The sequence below is a fragment of the Micromonospora cabrerizensis genome (assembly GCF_022230955.1).
Classification (GTDB): Bacteria; Actinomycetota; Actinomycetes; order Mycobacteriales; family Micromonosporaceae; genus Micromonospora; species Micromonospora cabrerizensis.
In genome coordinates this window covers 57,827-78,097 of sequence record NZ_JAKKFI010000068.1, presented here as the reverse complement: position 1 = coordinate 78,097, position 20,271 = coordinate 57,827, and the positions used below count along the sequence as shown (strand labels likewise).

Annotated in this window: 16 protein-coding genes; 6 read left to right on the top strand and 10 right to left on the bottom strand. The window is 70.4% G+C overall.

Annotated elements, in window-relative coordinates:
- Together LADH09A_RS17365 and LADH09A_RS17360 are read right to left on the bottom strand one after the other, a co-directional pair.
- Positions 1-417 (bottom strand): C39 family peptidase (locus tag LADH09A_RS17365; RefSeq protein WP_238646375.1); only part of this gene is annotated, 417 nt, incomplete at its 3' end.
- A gap of 745 nt (positions 418-1,162) precedes the next feature.
- Positions 1,163-3,046, bottom strand: a complete 1,884-nt coding sequence (locus LADH09A_RS17360) for a Xaa-Pro dipeptidyl-peptidase (RefSeq protein WP_238646373.1) — start codon at positions 3,044-3,046, stop codon at positions 1,163-1,165.
- A 238-nt stretch (positions 3,047-3,284) separates the two neighbouring features.
- Between LADH09A_RS17360 and LADH09A_RS17355 the strand changes: the two genes are divergently transcribed.
- A complete protein-coding gene (locus LADH09A_RS17355; protein WP_238646372.1) occupies positions 3,285-6,629 on the top strand; it encodes a S8 family peptidase in 3,345 nt (1,114 codons plus the stop codon).
- Positions 6,630-6,755: 126 nt separating this feature from the next.
- The gene (locus LADH09A_RS17350; RefSeq protein ID WP_238646371.1) at positions 6,756-7,412 is read left to right on the top strand and encodes a DUF998 domain-containing protein; all 657 of its coding nucleotides are present in this window, start codon (positions 6,756-6,758) and stop codon (positions 7,410-7,412) included.
- Positions 7,413-7,501: 89 nt separating this feature from the next.
- On the opposite strand, the gene LADH09A_RS17345 is transcribed toward LADH09A_RS17350, so the two are convergent.
- The 3 genes from LADH09A_RS17345 to LADH09A_RS17335 all read right to left on the bottom strand — a co-directional run bounded on the left by LADH09A_RS17345 (position 7,502) and on the right by LADH09A_RS17335 (position 10,086).
- On the bottom strand, positions 7,502-8,002 hold the full coding sequence (locus LADH09A_RS17345; protein WP_238646369.1) for a DUF2231 domain-containing protein: 501 nt from the start codon (positions 8,000-8,002) through the stop codon (positions 7,502-7,504).
- A 116-nt stretch (positions 8,003-8,118) separates the two neighbouring features.
- Complete coding sequence (locus LADH09A_RS31950) at positions 8,119-9,159, bottom strand: SEC-C metal-binding domain-containing protein (RefSeq protein WP_238646367.1); 1,041 nt, start codon at positions 9,157-9,159, stop codon at positions 8,119-8,121.
- A gap of 96 nt (positions 9,160-9,255) precedes the next feature.
- On the bottom strand, positions 9,256-10,086 hold the full coding sequence (locus tag LADH09A_RS17335) for an NAD(P)H-binding protein (protein ID WP_238646365.1): 831 nt from the start codon (positions 10,084-10,086) through the stop codon (positions 9,256-9,258).
- Between the two features lie 103 nt (positions 10,087-10,189).
- Between LADH09A_RS17335 and LADH09A_RS17330 the strand changes: the two genes are divergently transcribed.
- Together LADH09A_RS17330 and LADH09A_RS17325 are read left to right on the top strand one after the other, a co-directional pair.
- The gene (locus tag LADH09A_RS17330; protein ID WP_238646363.1) at positions 10,190-11,116 is read left to right on the top strand and encodes an AraC family transcriptional regulator; all 927 of its coding nucleotides are present in this window, start codon (positions 10,190-10,192) and stop codon (positions 11,114-11,116) included.
- 144 nt (positions 11,117-11,260) lie between these two features.
- Positions 11,261-13,330 (top strand): phosphocholine-specific phospholipase C, encoded by a 2,070-nt coding sequence (locus LADH09A_RS17325; protein WP_238646361.1) that lies wholly within the window; start codon positions 11,261-11,263, stop codon positions 13,328-13,330.
- A gap of 282 nt (positions 13,331-13,612) precedes the next feature.
- On the opposite strand, the gene LADH09A_RS17320 is transcribed toward LADH09A_RS17325, so the two are convergent.
- Positions 13,613-14,449 carry an aldo/keto reductase gene (locus LADH09A_RS17320; RefSeq protein ID WP_238646359.1) on the bottom strand — a complete coding sequence of 279 codons (837 nt, stop codon included), beginning with the start codon at positions 14,447-14,449 and terminating at the stop codon, positions 13,613-13,615.
- 162 nt (positions 14,450-14,611) lie between these two features.
- Between LADH09A_RS17320 and LADH09A_RS17315 the strand changes: the two genes are divergently transcribed.
- Together LADH09A_RS17315 and LADH09A_RS17310 are read left to right on the top strand one after the other, a co-directional pair.
- On the top strand, positions 14,612-15,124 hold the full coding sequence (locus LADH09A_RS17315) for a sigma-70 family RNA polymerase sigma factor (RefSeq protein ID WP_238646357.1): 513 nt from the start codon (positions 14,612-14,614) through the stop codon (positions 15,122-15,124).
- Complete coding sequence (locus LADH09A_RS17310) at positions 15,111-15,881, top strand: hypothetical protein (RefSeq protein ID WP_238646355.1); 771 nt, start codon at positions 15,111-15,113, stop codon at positions 15,879-15,881. The genes LADH09A_RS17315 and LADH09A_RS17310 overlap by 14 nt, the downstream gene beginning before the upstream one ends.
- 288 nt (positions 15,882-16,169) lie before the next feature.
- Here the strand turns inward: LADH09A_RS17310 and LADH09A_RS17305 are convergent, their stop codons facing one another.
- The 4 genes from LADH09A_RS17305 to LADH09A_RS17290 form a co-directional block, all read right to left on the bottom strand.
- Positions 16,170-16,793, bottom strand: coding sequence for a DUF6308 family protein (locus LADH09A_RS17305; protein ID WP_238646354.1), 624 nt, complete (start codon positions 16,791-16,793; stop codon positions 16,170-16,172).
- 107 nt (positions 16,794-16,900) lie between these two features.
- Positions 16,901-19,255 carry an ATP-binding protein gene (locus LADH09A_RS17300; RefSeq protein ID WP_238646352.1) on the bottom strand — a complete coding sequence of 785 codons (2,355 nt, stop codon included), beginning with the start codon at positions 19,253-19,255 and terminating at the stop codon, positions 16,901-16,903.
- A gap of 48 nt (positions 19,256-19,303) precedes the next feature.
- Positions 19,304-19,915 carry a DUF6879 family protein gene (locus LADH09A_RS17295; protein ID WP_238646350.1) on the bottom strand — a complete coding sequence of 204 codons (612 nt, stop codon included), beginning with the start codon at positions 19,913-19,915 and terminating at the stop codon, positions 19,304-19,306.
- Positions 19,908-20,180, bottom strand: a complete 273-nt coding sequence (locus LADH09A_RS17290) for a hypothetical protein (RefSeq protein ID WP_238646348.1) — start codon at positions 20,178-20,180, stop codon at positions 19,908-19,910. The genes LADH09A_RS17295 and LADH09A_RS17290 overlap by 8 nt, the downstream gene beginning before the upstream one ends.
- Positions 20,181-20,271 lie beyond the last annotated feature (91 nt).

Sequence of the window (20,271 nt, the reverse complement as noted above, 5' to 3'; positions counted from 1 at the left end):
GCTCTTCCTGGTCGTCTTCCGTGCGTCTTCTTCGGTCTTGCTGCTCTCCACGCTGTTGTAGGCTTCTTCCTTTCTGGTTTCCTTGTTCAGTACCGGGGTGATGTCGTTGATGGAGTTGGTGCCGGCCTCGGTGGTGCCCATCTCCTTGGCCATGTCATCAACGTTGATGTTCTTGCCCTGCACGCTCAGGGCGTTACGGGTCGCGGCGGGCCCGCAGTAGTAGAAGTTCGGCTGCGCCTCGTAGCGCACACCCAGCTCCCGCTCACCGTGACCCTTGCGGTCGGTCTGGGTCTGGGTGGTGGGCTTGGCGGTGCTCGGCGCCGCGAACGCGGCGGTCACGGGTCCGACGATGGCACCACCGGTGAAGGCGAGGCCAGCGGCGGTGAGTGCGCTCTTACGGATCAGATCGGTACGCATGATGGCGTGCTCCTCTGCATCGGGGGTGTCCGTACGGTCGTGCACAAGGGGGAGGGTGCGACCGTGCGGGAAAATTTCGCGGGAACGCCGGCGATCCGGGGGACCTGCTCGGGCGTTGCCGGGGGGTGTAACCGGGGCGGCTCGGCGGGTGTTCCCGGCCCGGGCCCCGTGCCTGGCGACTCGAAGTCGCGGTGGCACGCCAGGTGTAACGACCCCGCCCGGCCCACGATTCCGCCGCCGGGGTGGCGCCGATCACGGGACACTCAACCCAGAATCGGACAACCCCGCCGTGACCGCATTCGCTGAACCGGACACCACACCCCGCAAACCCGACGAGGACAGGCCAAGATCCGCGCACTTTCAGGGAAAGTGCTGCCTCACACCGCGTCGAGGCGGCAACTTCCCTGATGTTGCGCGGATCTTGAGCGGGTTGGGGATACCGGACACCGCCGCCGGGCACGCCAACAGCGACGCGACACGCAAGATCGTGCTCGATCCAGGAAACAGGCCCCTCCGCGCGTGGACGAGGCCACTACAACCAGGATCGAGCACGATCATGCAGAGAGGGCGGCCCGCCACCGCGACCGGCGACGAGTGCGCGTCGGCCCGGGCGCGCAGCGCGACGTGCGCAGCGCGTGGGCAGCGCACGTGTCCAGCGGGGCCCACGTGCCCAGCGCCCTGTCGGGCGCGCGGGTGGGGCAGCCCGAACGCGTCGGACCGCCCCACCTGTGGCAAAAGAACGAGATCAGAACCCGAGGACGCTCCGCCCGCCCACCACGGGCAGCCGCAGCTCGCTGTCGTTTGGCGCGACCCGCAGTGCGGTGCCGCCCAACGGCAGCAGGGTGTACTCCTGGTCGGTGGAGAAGGCGACCACGCCGATGCGGTGCCCCGCCGGGAAGACGTAGTCCTTCGGCTCCATGGTCCACCGGTAGTCGTACAGCTTGCCCTGCTTGACCGGCTCGGTGCGGGCGGCGCTCCTGCGGTTCTGCGGGTCCATCCAACCTCGCGTCACCACGGTCGGCGCGGCGGTCGACCCGGCCGGACCGTAGTCGACCAGGTACGCGGTGAGGTTCGCGTCCGGCTTGTTGTCGATCGCCATCCGCAGCCGCATCTCCGGGCGGCCGGAGATGCGCACGTTCTGCGTCAGGGCGGGGGAGCGGTACGCGAGCCGGTTCGCGCTCGCCGTGTCCGGATTGGACACCAGGGTGTCCGGGTGGATGGTCCGGCCCTCGTCGACGAAGCTCTGCTCGACCTTGGCCTTCGGCGGCTTGCCCGTGGTGAGCGTGCCCGGGGCGGTGGCGTCGGTGGCGGCGAACCGCAGCCCGACCTCACGCGCGGCCGGGTCGGGCCAGTTGGCGTACGTGGTGTAGGCCCGGTCCTCGCGCTGGAGCACGGCGGTCGGTTCGTCCATGATGCCGTTGCGTACGTTCCACAGCCAGAAGTCGAACCAGCGGTTCTCGGTCTGCTTGTACGTCCACGTCTGGCCGCTCGGCAGGGTCACCGACGCGCTGCTGCCCGGGCCGCCGTGGCCGCCCTGGTGCAGCCAGATCTTGCGCGGTACGTCGCGCTTGGCGAGCTGGTCCCACCAGCCGGCGAAGTGCTCTGTCTTCACGTTCCAGTCGTTGAGGCCGTGGACGACGAAGACGCTCGCCTTGACGTTGCGAGCGTCGAGGTGGTCGCGGTCCTGCCAGAATTCGGAGTAGTCGCCGGTGACCCGGTCCTGCTCCTCGGTGATGGCAGCCAGCTCGTCGGCGCACTGCCCCTCGGCCCGCGCCTGCCCGGCGGTGTACTGGGCGAGGACGTCGAGGTCCTCGCCCTGGAACGTCCCGGGGGCGACGACCAGACCGTTGGCCCGGTAGTAGTCGTACCAGCTGCTGATCGCGGAGACCGGCACGATGGTCCTGAGTCCCTTGACCCCCGTGGTGGCCACCTGGTTGGGCAGCGTCCCGTTGTAGGAGACACCGGTCATGCCGACCGCGCCGGTGGTCCAGCCGGCGGAGACCGGGGCGCCGTTCGCGTCGTAGCCCAACGCCTGGCCGTTGAGCCAGTCGATGACCGCCTTGGTGCCGAGCGTCTCGGCCTGGTCGCCGCTGGTGGGGCAGCCGTCCGAGTCGCCGGTGCCGACGCTCTGACCGAGCACCACCGCGTACCCGCGGGGCACGTAGTAGTCGTCCAGCGAGCCCGGCAGGTTGGCCTTCGCCTGGGCGCGCTGGGTGCCCACGTCGAGAGCCCGACGCCCGGAACGGTCGGTCAGACCGTTCTGCGGCAGGTCGTCGACCAGCACACTCGGGTACGGCACGTCACCCCAGGTGCCCTTGCGGTACGGGCTGTGCTCGAAGATGACGGGCACCTTGAAGCCCTGCGTGGCGGTCTCGCGGGGTCGGGAGATGTCGATCGCCACCCGGTCGGGCCGACCGTCGTGGTCGGTGTCGACGGGGGTCTGGACGAACACCCGCTCCTCGATCGCGTCGGCGAGCGAGAACACCGGTTGGGTCATGCCGTCGCTGACCACGATGCCGGTGGGCGTGGTCGCGGCGGGCGGGGCAGCCGTTGCGGTGGGGGCTGCGCCGAGCACCAGAGCGCCGGACACACCGATGCTCAGAAGTGCCAGATGACGGGGTCGACGCATGCGCGTCTCCCTTCGGTTGGGCTGGTTGCCGGGGGTAGGCAGGGGCCAATCTCGAAGATCCACTCGTCGTCATGCTAGGACCGGGTTGGCGTCCCGTCGATCCCCTCGGACGGGGACGCATCCTCCGCGCGGGCCAGGAAACTCCTCGTCGGGGCCTCGGAAGATGACACTCCCGTGCATATGATCTTGGGGAAGTCGCCCGAAGAGGCGGTTTCGTCCACATTAGACGAGGAGCACCATGCTCAGGAAAACGCGGTGGCTGCTGGCCATCGCCGTCACGGCCACGACGCTGACCGCCCTACCGGGCGGCTCCGCCACGGCCGGGCCAGGCGGCATCGGCACGACCGGCACGCCCAGAAGCTCCGCCGACGGAAAGACGCACACCGTCACCCTGCTCACCGGGGACGTGGTGACCGTACGGAGCACCGGGGCGGGATGCCCGCAGGCCACGGTGCGGCCGGCCGACGAGAACGCGGTCATCCGGCAGACCTGCGGCCCCGACGGTCACCTGCACGTCGTACCCGCCCGTGTCGCGTCGCAGATCGGTCCGGTCCTCGACCCCGACCTCTTCGACGTCACCGCGCTGATCGCCGACGGGTACGACGACGAGAACACCTCGGAGCTGCCGGTCATCGTGCAGCCCGCCACCGCGTCGGCCCGGGTGGCCGCGCTCGGTGACGTGCTGTCGCTGCCCAGCATCGGCGCGGTCGCCGGCCACGTACCCAAGAAGAGCCCGGCCACGGCGAAGCTGGCGACCGACTCGCTGCTGGCCGGCGCGAAGAAGGTCTGGTTGGACCGCAGGGTCCGCGCCACCGCGCTGACCGGCGGCGGACAGCACGCCGACCTGGACCGCAACCTGGGCCAGATCGCCGCACCCGACGCCTGGAAGGCCGGCTACACCGGCCGGGGGACCACGGTCGCGGTGCTCGACACCGGTGCCGACTTCACCCACCCGGACCTGGTCGGCCGGGTCGCCGACCGGGCCGACTTCACCGCCGAGGGCGGTGACGCCGTCGACCACAACGGCCACGGTACGCACGTCGCCTCGACCATCGCCGGCACCGGCGCTGCCGCCCACGGTCAGCGTCGCGGCGTGGCGCCCGACGCCAAGCTGGTCATCGGCAAGGTCCTCGACGACCACGGCTCCGGCGCGGACTCCGGGATCATCGCCGGCATGGAGTGGGCCGCCACGCGGGCCGACGTCGTCAACATGAGCCTCGGTGGCAGCGACCCCGACGACGGCAACAACCCGCTCTCGCTGGCCGTCGACGGTCTGAGCAGGTCCACCGGCGCGCTCTTCGTCATCGCCGCCGGCAACAGCGGCGGGGCCATCTCCTCGCCGGGCTCGGCCGCCAGCGCGCTGACCGTCGGCGCGGTCGACCGCGACGACAAGCTCGCCGACTTCTCCAGCCGTGGGCCGCTGGTCACCAGCAACGTGGCCAAGCCGGAACTGGTCGCACCCGGTGTCGACATCGTCGCCGCGCGGGCCGCCGGCACCAACCTCCAGGACCCGATCGACCGGTACTACGAGGCCATCAGCGGCACCTCGATGGCCAGCCCACACGTGGCGGGCGCCGCCGCGCTGCTCGCCCAGCGGCACCCGGACTGGACCGGCGCGCAGCTCAAGGCCGCACTCGTCGGTGCCGCCGATCCGCTGAGCGGCGTCGACGCGTACGCCGTCGGTGCCGGCCGGCTCAACGCGGCCCGGGCCCTCGGCGGCCCGACCAGCGACCAGCCGGTGGTCAACCTCGGCACCTTCGCGTACCCACAGTCCGGGACCAGCGAGACGAAGCTGAGCTGGACCGCCGAGTCGGCGGCCGTGCTCGACCTCGACGTGTCGGTGGTCAACCACGACGGCCAGGCGGTGCCGCGCGGCGCGGCGTCGTTGTCGGCGAACCGGGTGACGCTCAAGCGCGGCGCGACCGGCGGTGCGACCCTGCGGATCAACCGCGCGGCGCTGGCCGCCCGGCCCGGCTTCTACCTGGCCACCGTCACCGCCCGCACCGCCGGGCGCAAGCTGGTGTCGACCACGCCGGTGAGCTTCTACGTCGAGCAGCCCAGCTACGACCTGACGATCCGGACGAAGCCCCTGCCCGGCCTCAAGGACGGCGCGGAGAGCTGGGTCAACCTGCTGGTCACCAACCTCACCGACCCGGTGGTCTACTACAGCGGCGCGGGCGGTACCCCGGGGGAGACCTTCACGCTGCGGGTGCCGGCCGGCCGGTACGCGGTCCTCGGCTCCTCCGTCGCCTACTACGTCGACAGTGACGTGCTGGAGACGACGCTCGCCGCCGAGGCCGACCTGGACGTGCGCGGTGCCCGAAGCGTGACTCTCGATCCGGCGCGGGCCAAAGCGGTGACGGCGACGGTCGACGGGGTGCCCACCACACCCACCCGGACCGACCTCACCAACGTCCAGACCGCCCCGAACGGGCTGTCCTGGTGGCACCAGATCAGCGGGTACGGGGCCAACACGACGGTCCGCACCACCGCGCTGCCGAGGCCGACCGTCGGCTCCCGGCGCACCTGGGCGGCCGTCAACCTGGACTCGCCGACCGGCACCGCCACGCCGTACCGCTACAACCTGGTGCACGAGTACGCGGGCGGCGTGCCGGCCGACCCGGCCTTCCGGGTGGGCAGGGCCGAGCAGGCGAAGCTCGCCCGCATCGAGGAGCGTTTCCACCAGATGGACTCGGAGGGGATGGTCACCCAGCTGATCCGTAGTGGCTTCACGCCGGACGGGGTGCCGGTGACGCAGACCCACGAGAGCAACCTGCCCCCGTACCGCACCGACTACCTCTCGCCCGGCTACCTCTGGGCCGACGAGGGCGTCTACGGTGGCCTGTCGGCGCAGGAGGCACCGCGCAGCTACCAGCCGGGCAGTCGGCAGACCAAGGTCTGGGCGCGACAGCCACTGCACTCCGGCTGGTACGACGACCCGGCCGGCGCCGAGTCCAGCTGCGCCACCGCGCCGTCGCGCACCCGGGGCAACCTGCACATCGACCTGGTGTCCCTGACGGACCAGCACCAGCGGGCCGACTGCCTCCAGGGCGGCTCGATCGGGGTGAACCGCAAGCTGTCGGTGTACCGCAACGGCAAGCTGGTCGACGAGCGGGACCGCCCGCTCGCCGACGTCACCGTGCCGCAGCAGATGGCCGACTACCGGCTGACCCTCGACGTCGACACGAGCCTGATCCTGCCGATCTCGACCAGGGTCAACACGTCGTGGACGTTCCGCTCCGCCGGTCCGGACGGCACGGGCAGCGTGCCGCTGCCGCTGCTGGCGGTGGACTACGCGCTGCCGATGGACACCCTCAACCACGCCACCGGCGGAACGGCCGAGCTGACCGTCCGACAGATGCGGGGGATCCGGGCGCAGAAGGTGACGTCGTTCCAGGTTTGGACCTCGACGGACGACGGTGCCACCTGGACGTCGGCCCGGGTCACCGGCACCGGCGGCAGCTACCGGGTCGCGCTGCCGAGCGCCGCCGCCGGACAGCCCGTCTCGCTGCGGGTGAAGGCCGCCGCCAACGGTGGTAGCGGCGTCGACCAGACCATCATCCGGGCGTACAACGCCGGCTGACGGTTCGCGCACTGGTGCGGCCCGGCTCCGGCCGGGCCGCACCACCGTTTGTCGTTCCGTGTCGATCCGGCCCCGCCTCGTTCGTCGTAACGGTTGAGCACCGTCGCCGACACGAGGGGCACCCCCATGACCATCCTGACGTCCGTTGCCGAGACACAGCTCCGCCGGACCCGGTTCCTGTTGGGCTGCGGCACGGTCGCCGGCCTCCTCTTCCCCGCTCTGTCGTTCGGGCAGGCGTTCACCCGACCCGGGTTCGACCTGCGCCGGCACGCGCTGAGCGCCCTCACCCTCGGCGACCTCGGCTGGTTGCAGGTCATCGCGTTCGTCGGCACCGGCCTGCTGGCCGTCGCCTTCGCGGTGGGTCTGCGGCGAGCGCTACGACCAGGGCGGGCCGGCACGGCGGTGCCGGTGCTGGTCGGCGTCTACGGGGTGGCGATGGTCGGCGGCGCGATCTTCGTCCCCGACCCGGCGCTCGGCTGGCCACCGGGCGCACCGGCCGGCCTCCCCGAACAGGCCAGCACGGGCAGCATCCTGCACACGGTGTGTGGCGCGGCGGCGTTCCTGTCGCTGATCGCCGCCGGCCTGCTGGTCGCCCGACGCGTCGCCGGCCAGGGGGACCGGGGCTGGGCCTCCTACAGCGCCGCCAGCGCCGCCGTCGCGTTCGTGCTCACCACGCTGCCGTGGAGCGAGGAGAGCGCGAGCATCCGCTTCGCCGTGGCAGCGGTGCTCATCTCGGGGTGGCTCGTCGCGCTCTCCCGACGGGCACGCGCCGAGGTGGCCTGATGCGGGCGTTGGCCCTCGACACCCGCCGGCGCGCGCGGGCCGACACGGGGTGGCTCCGCGCGCGATCGGGCCGGTGCCGGCGGGACAGCTCACTGGCCCTCCCAGACCGCCTTCGCGCCGGAGTCGCCGGTGCGGACCACGTAGTAGACGGTGACGGCGGCGGCCAGCAGCGACAACACCTGCAACGCCGGGACCAGCGCCCGACTGGACCGTCTGTCGTCGGTGGCGGTCGCCTCGGCGGTCTTCGGCGGCACGAACCGGACCAGGGCCAGCGCCACGATCGCCAGCCCGATGGTCGCCCAGAGCGTGATGTCGCCGAACTCCTGGTGCGTCTCGAGGGTCGGAAGGAACTCGGGGGTGACCCGGTTGGCGGCACGCATGCGCTCGAAGAAGGCGTCGCCGGACAGCTTCGCCAGCAGGGCGGCCAGCGGCGCGCCGACGGCGAGCAGCCCCAGCACCCAGCGGGTGTGCGGCCGGATCAGCGGGACCAGCGCGTAGCCGACCGTCAGGAGGGCCAGCAGCGGCACGAACACCACCGCGGCGTGCAGCACCAGCGGGTGGGCGGGGATGCCCATGAACTCCTCGAACATCGGCGTCTCCTCCTGACACGGGCGGACGTCGATCGTCCAGGAAAGGACGCTATCGGTACCGAAGGGACGTGTCAGCCCCCAAGATTGTCGGCGGCGCAGGGCAGCCCACCCGCACGCTACCGGGAGCGGGGCAGACAGTCCTTCTTGTACTTGAGGCCCGAGCCGCACCAGCAGGCGTCGTTGCGCTCCGGCGGCCAGGCGATCCGCGCGCTGGGCCGGGCCTGCACCTCGGCCGCGTACCCCGCCCGGACCGCCCCGTCGGCCGGGTCACCGTCACGTCGACCGGCGAACGCGTTCAACCCGTCAACGGTGGCGCTGAACACGCCCAACCCGGCCTGCCCGGCACCCCGCAGCCGGACCAGCTCCTTCTCCAGCCGGCCCCGGTGCGCGTCCCAGTCCGGTCCGTACACCTCGCTCAGCGTTGCGTGCTCGGAGAGCAGCCGGTCGAACTCGGCCCGGGGCCAGAAGAGCAGGTCCGACTCGGCGTCTCTGCGCTCCCCGGCCCGGCGCACGAGCTGGGTCTCCAACCGGTCCGCCAGGTCGTCCTGCCGGTCGTGCGGCAGGTTGAGATTCCGGCGTACCCGGTGCCGCTGTTGCAGCAGGAAGAAGACCACACCGGGCGCTTCCGGCGGACCGAGATCCACCACCGGGTCGATCGCGGTGCTGGCCGGCCCGGACGCCGCGGTCGCGCGCTCGCTGAGCAGGCTGTCGACCGCCTCGCTCAGCCACGTCTCGGCGATCGCCGAACGACCACCCGCGTCCAGCGCCGCACTCAGGTAGGCGGGGGCGTCGGGCTGCGTGAGCAGCAACGGGCGCAGCGCGGTCAGCTCCGCCACCGCCTCGTCGTCCCGACCGCCGGCCCGGAACAGCGCCCGGGCCCGCAGCGCCCGCGCGAACCCGGCCCGAGGATCGTCCCCGGACGGGTACGCCGCCAGAGCCTGCTCCGCGTACCGCAGGGCGGCATCGGGTCTCGCCCGGATCTCGGCGATCTCGGCGGCCAGGGTCAGGGCGTCACCGGCGTCGTCCGGATCCTCCAGCCGGCCCTGCTCGGCCGCCTCGGCGACATCGGCGGCGACACCGAGCGGGTTGGCCGTCCCGAGCGCTGAGCGGCGAAGTTCAGCGAGGTCAGCCTTGGTGAGTACGTCTCTCGTCGGCACAATCTCACGGTACGTCGGGGTGCTCTCGGTACGCGGGCAGATCACCTGTTACGCCGCTCTCACACCGCCCCTAGCCCCGACCAGCGCCGCCCGCAGTCAGGACCACGCGCCGGCTGCCGCCGCCCGGGCGGCGTAGGTGTCGAAGTCGAGCGGGTCACGCCCGAGCACCCGCCGCACCCCGTCGGCCGGCTCGGCGAGATGACCCGCGCGCATCCCGGCGAACAGGACGTCCATCGCCGTGACCACCTCCGGCGGTAGGCCCTCGGCGACAAGTTCGGCCCGGTACTGCTCCGGCGTGAGCGGCACGTAGCGGATCGGGCGACCGGTGGCCTCGGCGATCGCCGCCACCGCTTCAGCGAAGGTGAGCGCGCGAGGACCGGACAGGTCGTACACCTGTTCGTGGTGGCCGGGCGACGTCAACAGCGTCGCGGCCACGTCGGCGATGTCCTGCGCGTCGACGAACGGCTCCGGGGTGGCGCCCATCGGCAGGGCCAGCCGACCGTCGAGCAGTGGTTGGCGCCACAGGTCCTCGCTGAAGTTCTGACTGAAGTTGTTCGCCCGGAGAATCGTCCACTGGACGCCGGACTTCCGCACCGCCTCCTCGGCGGCGACCATGCCGGGGGAGAAGTCACCGATCTGGTCGATCCCGCGCCCGGACAGCGCCACGAACCGGCCGACACCCGAGTCGACGGCCTGGGTCACGAAGTCGGCCGCCAGCGCGGGATCCTCCGGCGCCAGCAGATAGACCGCCGACGCTCCCGCCAGCGCCGGCTGCCAGGTTGCCGGCCGCGACCAGTCGAACCGCACCTCACCGGAGCGGGAGGCCGCCCGGACGTGCCGGCCCGTCGCCCGCAGCGTCCGTACCAGCCGGCGACCGGTCTTGCCGGTCCCGGCCATCACGAGTATCGAAGGTGCGTCCGTCGTCATGGTCACGAGTCAACTCGCCCGACCGCCGGCAGGACATGTGCTGTCGTACGCCGCGCATGTCCGATCGTCCGGGCCCCATCGCCGGGGCTCTATCGTCGGGGCCATGGACCCGTTCGACACCCTGCTGCGCGGAGTGCACGCCGACGGTGCGGCCTTCGGCCGGTCGGTGCTGACGCCGCCGTGGGCGCTGCGGTTCACCGACGGCGCCCCGCTGACGCTCTGCGTCCCCCTGCGGGGCGAGGGCTGGATCTCCCACCCGGAGAGCGACAAGCCCCGCCTGGTGCGGGTCGGTGAGGTCGCCGCCGTACGCGGGCCGACGCCGTTCACGTTCTCCGCCGAGCCGCGGTCGAGCTTCCACCCCGGCGAGCTCCGGGACGTGCGGCGCGGCCGGACCGGGACCATCGACGCGGTGGACGCGGATCACACCGAGCGCCTGGTGCTGCTGGTCGGCGTGTACCACGTCCGGGGTCGGGTGCCCCAGCGGCTGCTGGGCGCGTTGCCGCCGGTGGTCGTCGTGCCGGACGACCACGACTGTGCCGCGCTGCGCGACTACCTGGACGCACAGCTCGACGCGGGCCGGCCCGGCCGGCAGATCGTGCTGGACCGCCTCCTGGACTGGCTGCTGGTGTGCACGGTGCGGGACTGGTTCGATCAGCCCGACGCCGAGGCCCCCGGCTGGTACCGCGGGCTGAGCGACGACACCGTCGGCCCGGTGCTGCGGGCCATGCACGACGACCCGGGCAGGTCGTGGACCCTGGCCAGCCTGGCCGGGCAGGCCGGGGTCTCACGGTCCACACTGGCCAAACGGTTCACCGCGATGGTGGGCGAGCCGCCGCTGACCTACCTGACCGACTGGCGGATGACCCTCGCCGCGGACATGCTGGCCGAGTCGACCGCGACCGTCGCCGCCGTGGCACGCCAACTCGGGTACGCGGACCCCTTCGGCTTCAGCGCGGCCTTCAAACGGGTCCACGGAATGAGCCCGAGCGGGCACCGCCGGCTCGCCCGCGAGGGCGAAAAGGCGGCCTGACCGGCAGTTGAGTGCAGGTTTTCCGGGCCCGGAGCCGGTCGCCGAGTGGTCGCAAAACCAACCAACTACGGCCATCTGCCGTCAACCCGCCGTCGGTAGCGTCCGGTCGCCAGTTTCTCGACCAGGTCGCACAAAGGCGGAGTTATGGGCACTGTGGATCGGCGTACCTTCCTCAAGGCGATGGGTGTTCCCGCGATCGGCGCGGCGCTCCCCATGGACCTCAGCAAGGCGCTCGCCATCCCGGCGAACAACCGGACCGGCACGATCAAGGACGTCGAGCACGTCATCATCCTGATGCAGGAGAACCGCTCCTTCGACCATTACTTCGGCGCCATGCGGGGCGTACGCGGGTTCGGTGACCCGCACCCGGCGACGCTGCCGTCCGGCAAGGACGTGTGGCACCAGCCCAACGGCGACGACGAGCTGCTGCCGTTCCGCCCCGAGGTGAAGGATCTCGGCCAGACCTTCCTGCCGGACCCGCCGCACGGCTGGAACGACGGGCACGCCGCCTGGAACGACGGCCGGTTCGACCAGTGGGTGCCGAACAAGGGCGTCACGGCGATGACGTACCACACCCGCCAGGACCTGCCGTACCACTACGCGCTCGCGGACGCGTTCACCGTCTGCGACAGCTACCACTGCTCGCTGATGGGCCCGACCGACCCGAACCGCTATCACCTGTGGAGCGGCTGGGTCGGCAACGACGGCAAGGGCGGCGGTCCGGTCATCACCAACGCGGAGGCCGGCTACGACTGGTCGACCTACCCGGAGCGGCTGGAGCGTAACGGCATCTCCTGGAAGGTCTACCAGGACGTCGGCACCGGCCTCAACGCCGCCGGCTCCTGGGGGTGGACGAACGACCCGTACATCGGCAACTACGGGGACAACTCGTTGCTCTACTTCCACCAGTACCAGAACGCGCAGCCCGGGACCCCGCTGGCCGACAAGGCCAAGACCGGCACGGAGATCAGGACCCAGGGCCGCGACCCGGAGGCGCTGCTGGCCGACTTCCGCGCCGACGTCGAGGCGGGACGCCTGCCGGAGGTCTCCTGGATCACCGCGCCCGAGGCGTACACCGAGCACCCGAACTGGGAACCGGCGTACGGCGCCTGGTACATCTCGCAGGTCATCGACATCCTCGCGTCGAACCCCGAGGTGTGGAGCAAGATGGCGCTCTTCATCACGTACGACGAGGAGGGCGGCTTCTTCGACCACGTGGTCCCGCCGACGCCCCCACAGACCCGCGAGCACGGGCAGTCGACAGTGCCGACCACCAACGAGATCTTCCCGGGCGACGCCGACCACCCGGCCGGGCCGTACGGCCTCGGTATCCGGGTGCCCATGGTGATCGTCTCGCCCTGGACACGAGGCGGTTACGTCAACTCGCAGGTCTTCGACCACACCTCGCTGATCAAGTTCCTGGAGGCGCGGTTCGGGCACGGCCGGCCGGACCTGATCGAGCAGAACATCACCCCGTGGCGGCGCGCCATCGTCGGCGACCTGACCACGGCGTTCGACTTCCGGCACCCGAACCGCTCGCGTGATGTCAGGTTGCCCGACACCGACGACTTCAAGCCCGAGGACCTGGTCCGGCACCCCGACGAGGTGCCGGTCCCGCCGGTGGACCAGCGGCTGCCGAAGCAGGAGCACGGGGTACGGCCGGCGCGCGCGATCCCGTACACCCTGCACGCCGACGGGCATCTCGCCGGCGGCTCGTTCCGCATCGACTTCCGCAACTCCGGCGGGGCCGCCGCGGTCCTCCAGGTCCGCCAGGCCGGCAGCACGGATGCCCCGCGCAGCTACACCGTGGAGCCGGGCAAGCACCTGACCGACACCTGGCAGGTTGAGTCCTCTTACGACCTGTCGGTGCACGGGCCGAACGGGTTCTTCCGCCGCTTCACGGGCGGCCGGTCACACCTCGACGTCACACCCTCGTACGACGAGCGCCACAACCAGATCGCCCTCACGCTCAAGAACCGCGACTCGAAGCGGATCGAGGTGACCGTCCGGGACCGGTACAACTCCCGCCCGGTGAAGCTGTCGCTGCGACCCGGCGAAACGGAGCGCGGAACGTGGGCGCTCACCCGCGCCCACGGCTGGTACGACCTCACCGTCAGCGTCGCGGGTGACGCCGACTTCGCGTACCGCTGCGCAGGTCATGTCGAGAACGGCAAGGACAGCATCAGCGACCCGGCCCTCGGCGGGCTCGTCTAAGCGACGCCGCGTCGCCCGGGCCGCTGCCGGCCCGGGTGACACGGTCTCGCCTCGCTGTCGCCCCGTCGCGTGGCTGACGTCCCATCGCCTCGCTGCGCGGCCCGGTCGATCGCTGGTTGGGGGCGGATGTCTCGTCGAGCGTTATGACTCACGGGTATAAATATTCCTCTGAGTCATAACGCTCCGTCGTGCTACCCGCTCGCCGTGAGACCACGCCTCGTAGCGGCCACGCCATGCCGTTGGTCTGCGGCCTTCAGCGCGCGACAACCGGCAAGGCGACTCTCAGAACTCCTCGTACACCGCGGGGTCCTGGTCCGCGAGCCGCCCGTCCGGGCGGCCCAGCGCGGTGATGGCCTCGACCTCACCGTCGGTGAGCTTGATGCCGAAGACGTCCAGGTTCTCGGCCTGCCGCTGCGGGGAGGCGGCCTTGGGCAGCGGGATCACCTGGCGGGCCACGTGCCAGGCAAGAATGACCTGCGCCGGGCTGACGCCGTGAGCGGTCGCGATCTCCACGATGGCGGGGTGCTGTTGCAGGTCGTTGCCGTGGCCGAGCGGGCTCCAGCCCTGCACGAGGATGCCGTGCTCCCGGTGGTAGTCGAGCGCCTCCCGCTGCGGGAAGTACGGGTGCACCTCGATCTGGTTGACCACCGGGGCGACCCCGGTCTCGGCCACCAGCCGGTCGATGTGCTCGGGCAGGAAGTTGGAGAGGCCGAGATGCCGCACCAGGCCACGCTCGCGCGCCTCGATCAGCGCCCGCCACGCCTGCACGTACAGGTCTTCCTTGGGGTTCGGCCAGTGGATCAGGTAGAGGTCGATCCGGTCGAGGCCGGTGCGGAACACGCTCTCCTCGATCGTGGTCAGCGCCTCGTCGTACCGGTGGTGCCGCCCCGGCAGCTTCGAGGTGACGACCAGCTCGTCCCGCACGTCACCCGCCGCACGGGCCGCCCGACCGACCGCGCCCTCGTTCTCGTAGTTCACCGCCGAGTCGATCAACCGGTAACCCGCCCGGATCGCCTGCCCGATCGCGTCGACGCCCGCCGAGCCGTTCAGTCGATACGTGCCGAGCCCGATCGCCGGCAGGGTGGTGCCGTCGGCTGCCGTCAGGTGGGGAATCGTCATGATTCGACCCTACCCGCACGAGCTGCGCGCCGACGGCGGGCTAATCTGCTTCGATGTCAGCAGGCCGGTGCTGAACCGTTCGGTGCCTCCGGAGCTGGCCCCCAACCAGGGAAGCCGCTTGTTCGTCCAAGATACTGAGGACAACACCGAGGGGACCCTGCTGTGGCCGGTTGGGAGCAGGTGCTGACGGATCTCGTCAACGCCAGAGGCGCGGCGCTGAAACGCTACGCCTACCTGCTGTGCGGCAATGACAGCGACGCTGAAGACCTGGTGCAGGACGCGTTGGTGCGGGCGTTCACCCGGCCACGGCGCGACAAGGTCGAAAACCCTGAGCAGTACGTTCGCAAGGCCGTACTCAACCTCTACCTCGACCGGGTCCGTCGACGCGGTGTGTGGCGGCGAGTGATGCCGTTCGCGGCCGCACCGGACCGGATCGAGGACGACTCACGTGCCGTCGATGCCCGCCACGACCTCCAGGCGGCGCTCCTGGCGCTCGCTCCCCAGCAACGAGCGTGCGTCGTCCTCTACTACCACGTTGATCTGCCTATTCCAGAGATTGCCGCACAACTCGGCTGCGCGGTCGGCACGGTGAAACGCCACCTGCACGACAGTCGACGCCGACTGGCCCGGCTGCTGCACGACGACACCAGGGAGGACGACCGTGCCGTCCGATGATCGTCTTTGGCGGGAGCGCCTGGCAAGCTTGGCAGACCGGGCCGCTCCGCCGTCGTTCGCCACCGATCGCCTGCGCGCACGTGTCCGGCGACGGCGCGGTCTACTGGCGGCGGGCACCGCTGCCGCGTCGATCATGGTGGTCTCGCTGGTGACGGTCGCCGCGGCCGGGATCGTCGGTGGCGGTGGTCCGATCACCGGCACGGGCGCCACACCGGGGCCGTCGACTCCCACCGGGTCTACCGCCACCACCGAAGAAAAGCCTGGGGTGTACGTCTGCGGCGACCGCTACGACCACCCCGGCTCAACTTCGGAAGGCATCCTCACGGCAGAGGTGTCCTCGGTAGCCAAGGTGAATGGCCACTCGGGTCCCGCGGTAACGGTGACATTCGTCGCCACTCGGGCGGTCCAGGTGATCTCCAGTCCGCCGTCACTCCTTCAGGTGCTCTACCTGAAGGACGGCGTCATTGTCGGTGGAGGGCCGATGGTCAACAATCCGGGCGACACCAGGGCCCAGAGCGTCGACGCGATCGGATATGGGTTCGTTCTCGCTCCCGGCAAACCTCACCAACAGCAGCTCGGTCCGCGAGAGCTGCTGTGCCCATCCCTGACCTGGTCCGAGATCTGGGCCGAGCCCGAACGCTACGAAGTCGCCGTGGTGCTCGGCCCGCTCGAAGACCGCGGGGAGGACCTCGTTCTCAATGTGCCGCTCCCGCACACTGCCGCCTCGCTGGTGGTGAGAGCGGCACTGCCTGGCTGAAACAACGCACTCCCCGCGCAGCCCCGACTACAGAGACCCGTAGGGAGTGCGTCGAGTCAGAGTCAGGGCGCGAGTGACATTCCGAAGATGTTGAAGATGGCCGGCGCCTCCGTCCACCTCATCATCGTGCCGTTACCCGCGCTCGCGATCCCGCGAGCCTGACGAACGTTGGCACTGACGTTGAACACAAGTCCTCCGCTGTCACCGGATCGAACCGCCTGGAGGCCGTCGCGTTGCCCTTCTCGTTAGTCGGATAGATCCAGTGAGTGATCGGCATGGTTTTCCGCCTTACAGGCCGCGATCCTTGCCTTCGCGCCACGCTATTACGTCGAGGATGCGCAACGCGCTGACCTCGGCCGGAAGCTGAGCCACGTTGCGTAGGCGCAGTAGCCGTCGGTGCAACGCGCAGTCGTTGGCGCGCAGTGCCGCCCGCAGTGGCTCCCACTGGGCCGGGACTGTGTCAGTCACGGCAGCGACCACCGTGTCCCAGATGGGCCGCAGGCGTGGACGCTTCCGCGCCAGCAGCTTCGACGCGATGGTTGTACCGACGCCCGGGATGGTGCGCAGCGCATCCATCATCCGCCAGCCAGCCCAAGTGGGGCCGAGGAGTTCGACCTCGTTGGCCAGGTCGCGGTCGGGGCCGAGGTCTACGAGCAACCTCGAGAATTCGCCGGAGCGGTCACGCAGCAGCGCCCGTACCGCTGTCTTCGGTGCCTCAACGGAGAGGAACTTGATCGCGATCAGGTCTTCAGCCGTGAAGCGCATGGGTTCGCTACCGGTCGACCAGGTGTCGAAGTACGCGCCGTCGGCACAACCGGGACCGAGGTACGGCGTACCGAAGTAACGCTTCAAAAGCATGATGGCGGCAGCGTCATCGGATGTCTGAAGCGCATCAGGAAGCCGGAACGTCATGATCGGACCGTGCCACCGTGGACCAGGAGTGTCTACGGACCGAACGGGGCGCCGCCCCACACCTCATCGGGGGCCATGCAGGCCGATAGGCCCGCAGCGCAGGGCTCCTACTCCGTGCGGGTCGATAGCGACGCCGCGATGCCTTCCTGAAGCGCAGCAGCACGCGCGTCGCCGAAGCCCGCCAGCAGGGCATGAGCCTCCCTCCAGTGCTGTCCGGCTTCCTCGGGGCGGCCCGCCGCCGTCAGCGCGGCGGCCAGGTGGTCCAGCGTCAGGGCGAGTTGCCAATTGTCGCCGAGCTGTCGGTGGACCGCTGCCGCGCGGAGGTGGAAGGCGATCGCCTCGTCCGCCTGCCCCAGCTCCCGGTACGCCTCACCGGCGCCATCAAGGGCCATCGCCTCGCGGCTGCGGTCCCCGAGCTGGCGCTGAATTGTGGCCGCCCGGTGCACGGGCTCCAGCGCCTCGGCCTGCCGACCGGAAGCGCGCAGCACCCGCGCATACTCCACCAGCCAGTGCCCCAGCCACACCTGGCTCGCACCCTCGGCGATAGCGATGGCTGACTCGATCGCGGCCCGCGCCTCGTCGACGCGGCCGAGTTCCCGCAGGGTCATGCTCAGGAGGAAGAGCGAATTGCCCTCCTGCCCCCGGTCGTCGATCTCCCGCTGCACCACGAGTGCCCGATCCAGCATCTCAGCAGCATCGGTCAGCTCGCCCAGCTCGTAGCGAGTCTCGGCGAGGTTGCCGAGCAGCAGGGTCTGCCACCGACGGTTGCCGAGCCGCTCGAAGATCGCCGAGCTCTCGCCGAAGTGGGTGAGTGAGTCGGTGAGACGACGACTGCGCAGACCCAGCAACCCGAGCGCGTTGATCGACACTGCTGTGCCGTACTCGTCGCCGATCTCCCGGCGGATGACCAGTGCGGCCTGATGGTGTTCGGCGGCCTCGGTGAGTTGGCGGGCTTGGAAGTGGGCCTTGCCGAGGCTTTCCAGTGCCTCCGCCTCGCCGCGCCGGTCGTTGAGCGTGCGGGCTGCCGCCAGCCCGATCCGGGCCGTGGCGAACCAACTCTCGAAGGCGTTCTGATGCATGAAGACGCTGCGCAGCAGCACCGCCAGATGCCAGGCGGTCCGCGGTAGGCCGGCATCGGCCGCAATTCGTGTGGCGGAGACCAGGTTGTCCCGTTCGGCGTCGAACCAGGCGTCCGCCTCGGCGTTGGTCGCGAAGGCGAGCGGAGTGACGTCGGTCAGCGGATCCAACGGTACGGTCCGGTAGAAGGGCAGAGTACGGGCCAGCGCGGCGTCGGCGGTGTGCAGATACCAGTCCAGCCCACGGCGCAGTGCCGCCTGCCGATCGTCTGCGCTCTCCAGGTGGCGGACCTGGTCGACCGCGTAGGCGCGCAGCAGGTCGTGGAGTTGGTAGCGCCCCGGAGCGCTCTGCTCCAGCAGGTGAGCGCCGACCAGAGCGTCGAGAGGCTGCCGTACCCGGGACACCGCCATGCCGGTCAGCGCGGCGGCGGCCGGGGCACTGAGGTCCGGACCAGGGTGCAGCCCGAGAAGTCGAAACAGTCGGGCGGCCGTCGGGTTCAGGGCGCGGTAGGACCAGGCAAACACCGCACGTACCGCGTCGGACTCCTCGTCTTCCTCGGCGGTGAGTGCGTCCCACAGGGCCGACTCGTCTCGTAGATCTTCGATGAGCTCGCCGAGGGGCATGAATGGCCGGCTCGCCGCCCGTTCGGCGGCGATGCGCAGTGCGAGGGGCAGCCGAGCGCAGAGTCGGGCCAGCTCTCTCAGGTCGGAGGGGTCGTCGCCGCTGCGGTAGGGCGAGGTGATGCCGCGCAGCAGGGTGACGGCGTCGTCCTCGGTCAACATGCGCAGAGTCAGCCGTCGGCCGCCGTCGCGAGTGGCCAGCCCGGAGAGCATGTTCCGGCTCGTGACGACGACCAGGCAGTGATCCGTGCCAGGCAGCAGTGGGCGCACCTGACGCGCGGTGGCGGCGTTGTCCAACACCACGAGTACGCGCCGGCCGGCCAGTCGAGAGCGGTACAGCGCCGCCCGTTCGTCGAGATCTGCTGGCACCGCCGAAGGTGGAACGCCAAGGGCCCGCAGGAAGCGGTCGAGGATCTGATCCGGCTGCGCCGGCTGGCCCGGATCGTAACCACGCAGGTTGGCGTAGAGCTGGCCGTCGGGAAACCTGCTCCGAATGCTGTGCGCCCAGCGCAGGGCGACTGAGGTCTTGCCGACGCCGGCCGTCCCGGTGATCACCGACAGGCTGACATTGGCGCTCCCTTCCCCGTCGGTCAGAAGCCGGTTGAGCGTTTGTAGCTCCTCCACCCTGTTGACGAAACCGCGGACGTCACCGGGGAGCTGTTGCGGTCGCTCCTGGGAAGCTGCCTCCCCGTGGAAGTGCACACCGCCGTACACATCGCGGGCCTGGACCAGCTCCGCCGGGCCGGACAACGCGGACCGGTTCACCTGAGCGGGCCGCTGCCCGGCTCCGTCTGACCCTGCGCCTTCCATCTCTCACCCCGCGCGGGGAGGTCCCAACGGCGCCGCCACACGGGCGAAGAACTCGTCGAGCGGCTCACCGCCCTGGTAGAGCGACTCGATGAAGGATTGGCAGCTTGCCACCAAGTCGGGGTCACGCCAGCGGCGGGCGGACGCCAGCACACCGTCGGCGTCGTAGACGGCCTCATACATCACCTCGGTGCCGAGGGTGTAGATCTCCGGCACCTGTCCACCCGACTCGGCTGCCCCCACCGCGTCCGTGTCGACCACATGGGTCAGGCCGCCGTACTCGTGCCGCAGTCGCAGTACGTGTAGCTCCCATTGAAGGTAAGGCGTAAGGGGCTCTTCGACGACCCGTACCCGGCGGGTGGCGAACCCGCTGTCGGCGATTCGCCGGTAGTAGCTCTGAAATTCAGGGCGGCGCGCGTCGAGGATTCGCAGCGAATCCTCCCACCGCCCGTCGGCAAACGCCTGCCAACCCTTGTCGCCGGGCTCCTTGAAGGTCTGCTGACGTTCCAGCTTCCAGAAGCCCGGATCGCCGGTCTGCCAGAACCGATCCTCAAAGTCCGCCCAGTAGTCCTCTAGGCGGAGTTGCTCGCCAGGATCCCCGCGGAACAGGTCATGCATCAGGTATGTCCACCTTCGCCGCGATCATTGTCGATCGGGGAATGATGATAAGTCGCTCGCCCGGATCCACGGAGACACCGGCTGGGAGTCGTTCCTGGTACGTCTCGGTGAGGTCCTGCCCAATCACCGCGATGTCGCCGTTGCTCAACTCCCAGACGTCGGGGCAGCTGCCGTCGCCGGAGGTGTTGCCCAGCTCGTGGGAGGACTTACCCCATCGGCGCGTGAGCTCGGCGGAAGGGTCCGCTTCCCAACGCTGTCCGCTCATGGCGACCTCCGAGGTCAGGTGTTCCGCGAGAGCACCCAAGGTAACATCGAGCCACTTGATTACTCGCGCCCGCCGTTCGTTTCTACGAACC

What these genes read in the sequence shown, in the direction of transcription:
- LADH09A_RS17320 (WP_238646359.1), bottom strand. Translation starts at nt 14,449, where the DNA reads ATGACGATTCCCCACCTGACGGCAGCCGACGGCACCACCCTGCCGGCG.
- LADH09A_RS17355 (WP_238646372.1), top strand. Translation starts at nt 3,285, where the DNA reads ATGCTCAGGAAAACGCGGTGGCTGCTGGCCATCGCCGTCACGGCCACG.
- LADH09A_RS17335 (WP_238646365.1), bottom strand. Translation starts at nt 10,086, where the DNA reads ATGACGACGGACGCACCTTCGATACTCGTGATGGCCGGGACCGGCAAG.
- LADH09A_RS17295 (WP_238646350.1), bottom strand. Translation starts at nt 19,915, where the DNA reads ATGCATGACCTGTTCCGCGGGGATCCTGGCGAGCAACTCCGCCTAGAG.
- LADH09A_RS17360 (WP_238646373.1), bottom strand. Translation starts at nt 3,046, where the DNA reads ATGCGTCGACCCCGTCATCTGGCACTTCTGAGCATCGGTGTGTCCGGC.
- LADH09A_RS17350 (WP_238646371.1), top strand. Translation starts at nt 6,756, where the DNA reads ATGACCATCCTGACGTCCGTTGCCGAGACACAGCTCCGCCGGACCCGG.
- LADH09A_RS17345 (WP_238646369.1), bottom strand. Translation starts at nt 8,002, where the DNA reads ATGTTCGAGGAGTTCATGGGCATCCCCGCCCACCCGCTGGTGCTGCAC.
- LADH09A_RS17330 (WP_238646363.1), top strand. Translation starts at nt 10,190, where the DNA reads ATGGACCCGTTCGACACCCTGCTGCGCGGAGTGCACGCCGACGGTGCG.
- LADH09A_RS17325 (WP_238646361.1), top strand. Translation starts at nt 11,261, where the DNA reads ATGGGCACTGTGGATCGGCGTACCTTCCTCAAGGCGATGGGTGTTCCC.
- LADH09A_RS17305 (WP_238646354.1), bottom strand. Translation starts at nt 16,793, where the DNA reads ATGACGTTCCGGCTTCCTGATGCGCTTCAGACATCCGATGACGCTGCC.
- LADH09A_RS17290 (WP_238646348.1), bottom strand. Translation starts at nt 20,180, where the DNA reads ATGAGCGGACAGCGTTGGGAAGCGGACCCTTCCGCCGAGCTCACGCGC.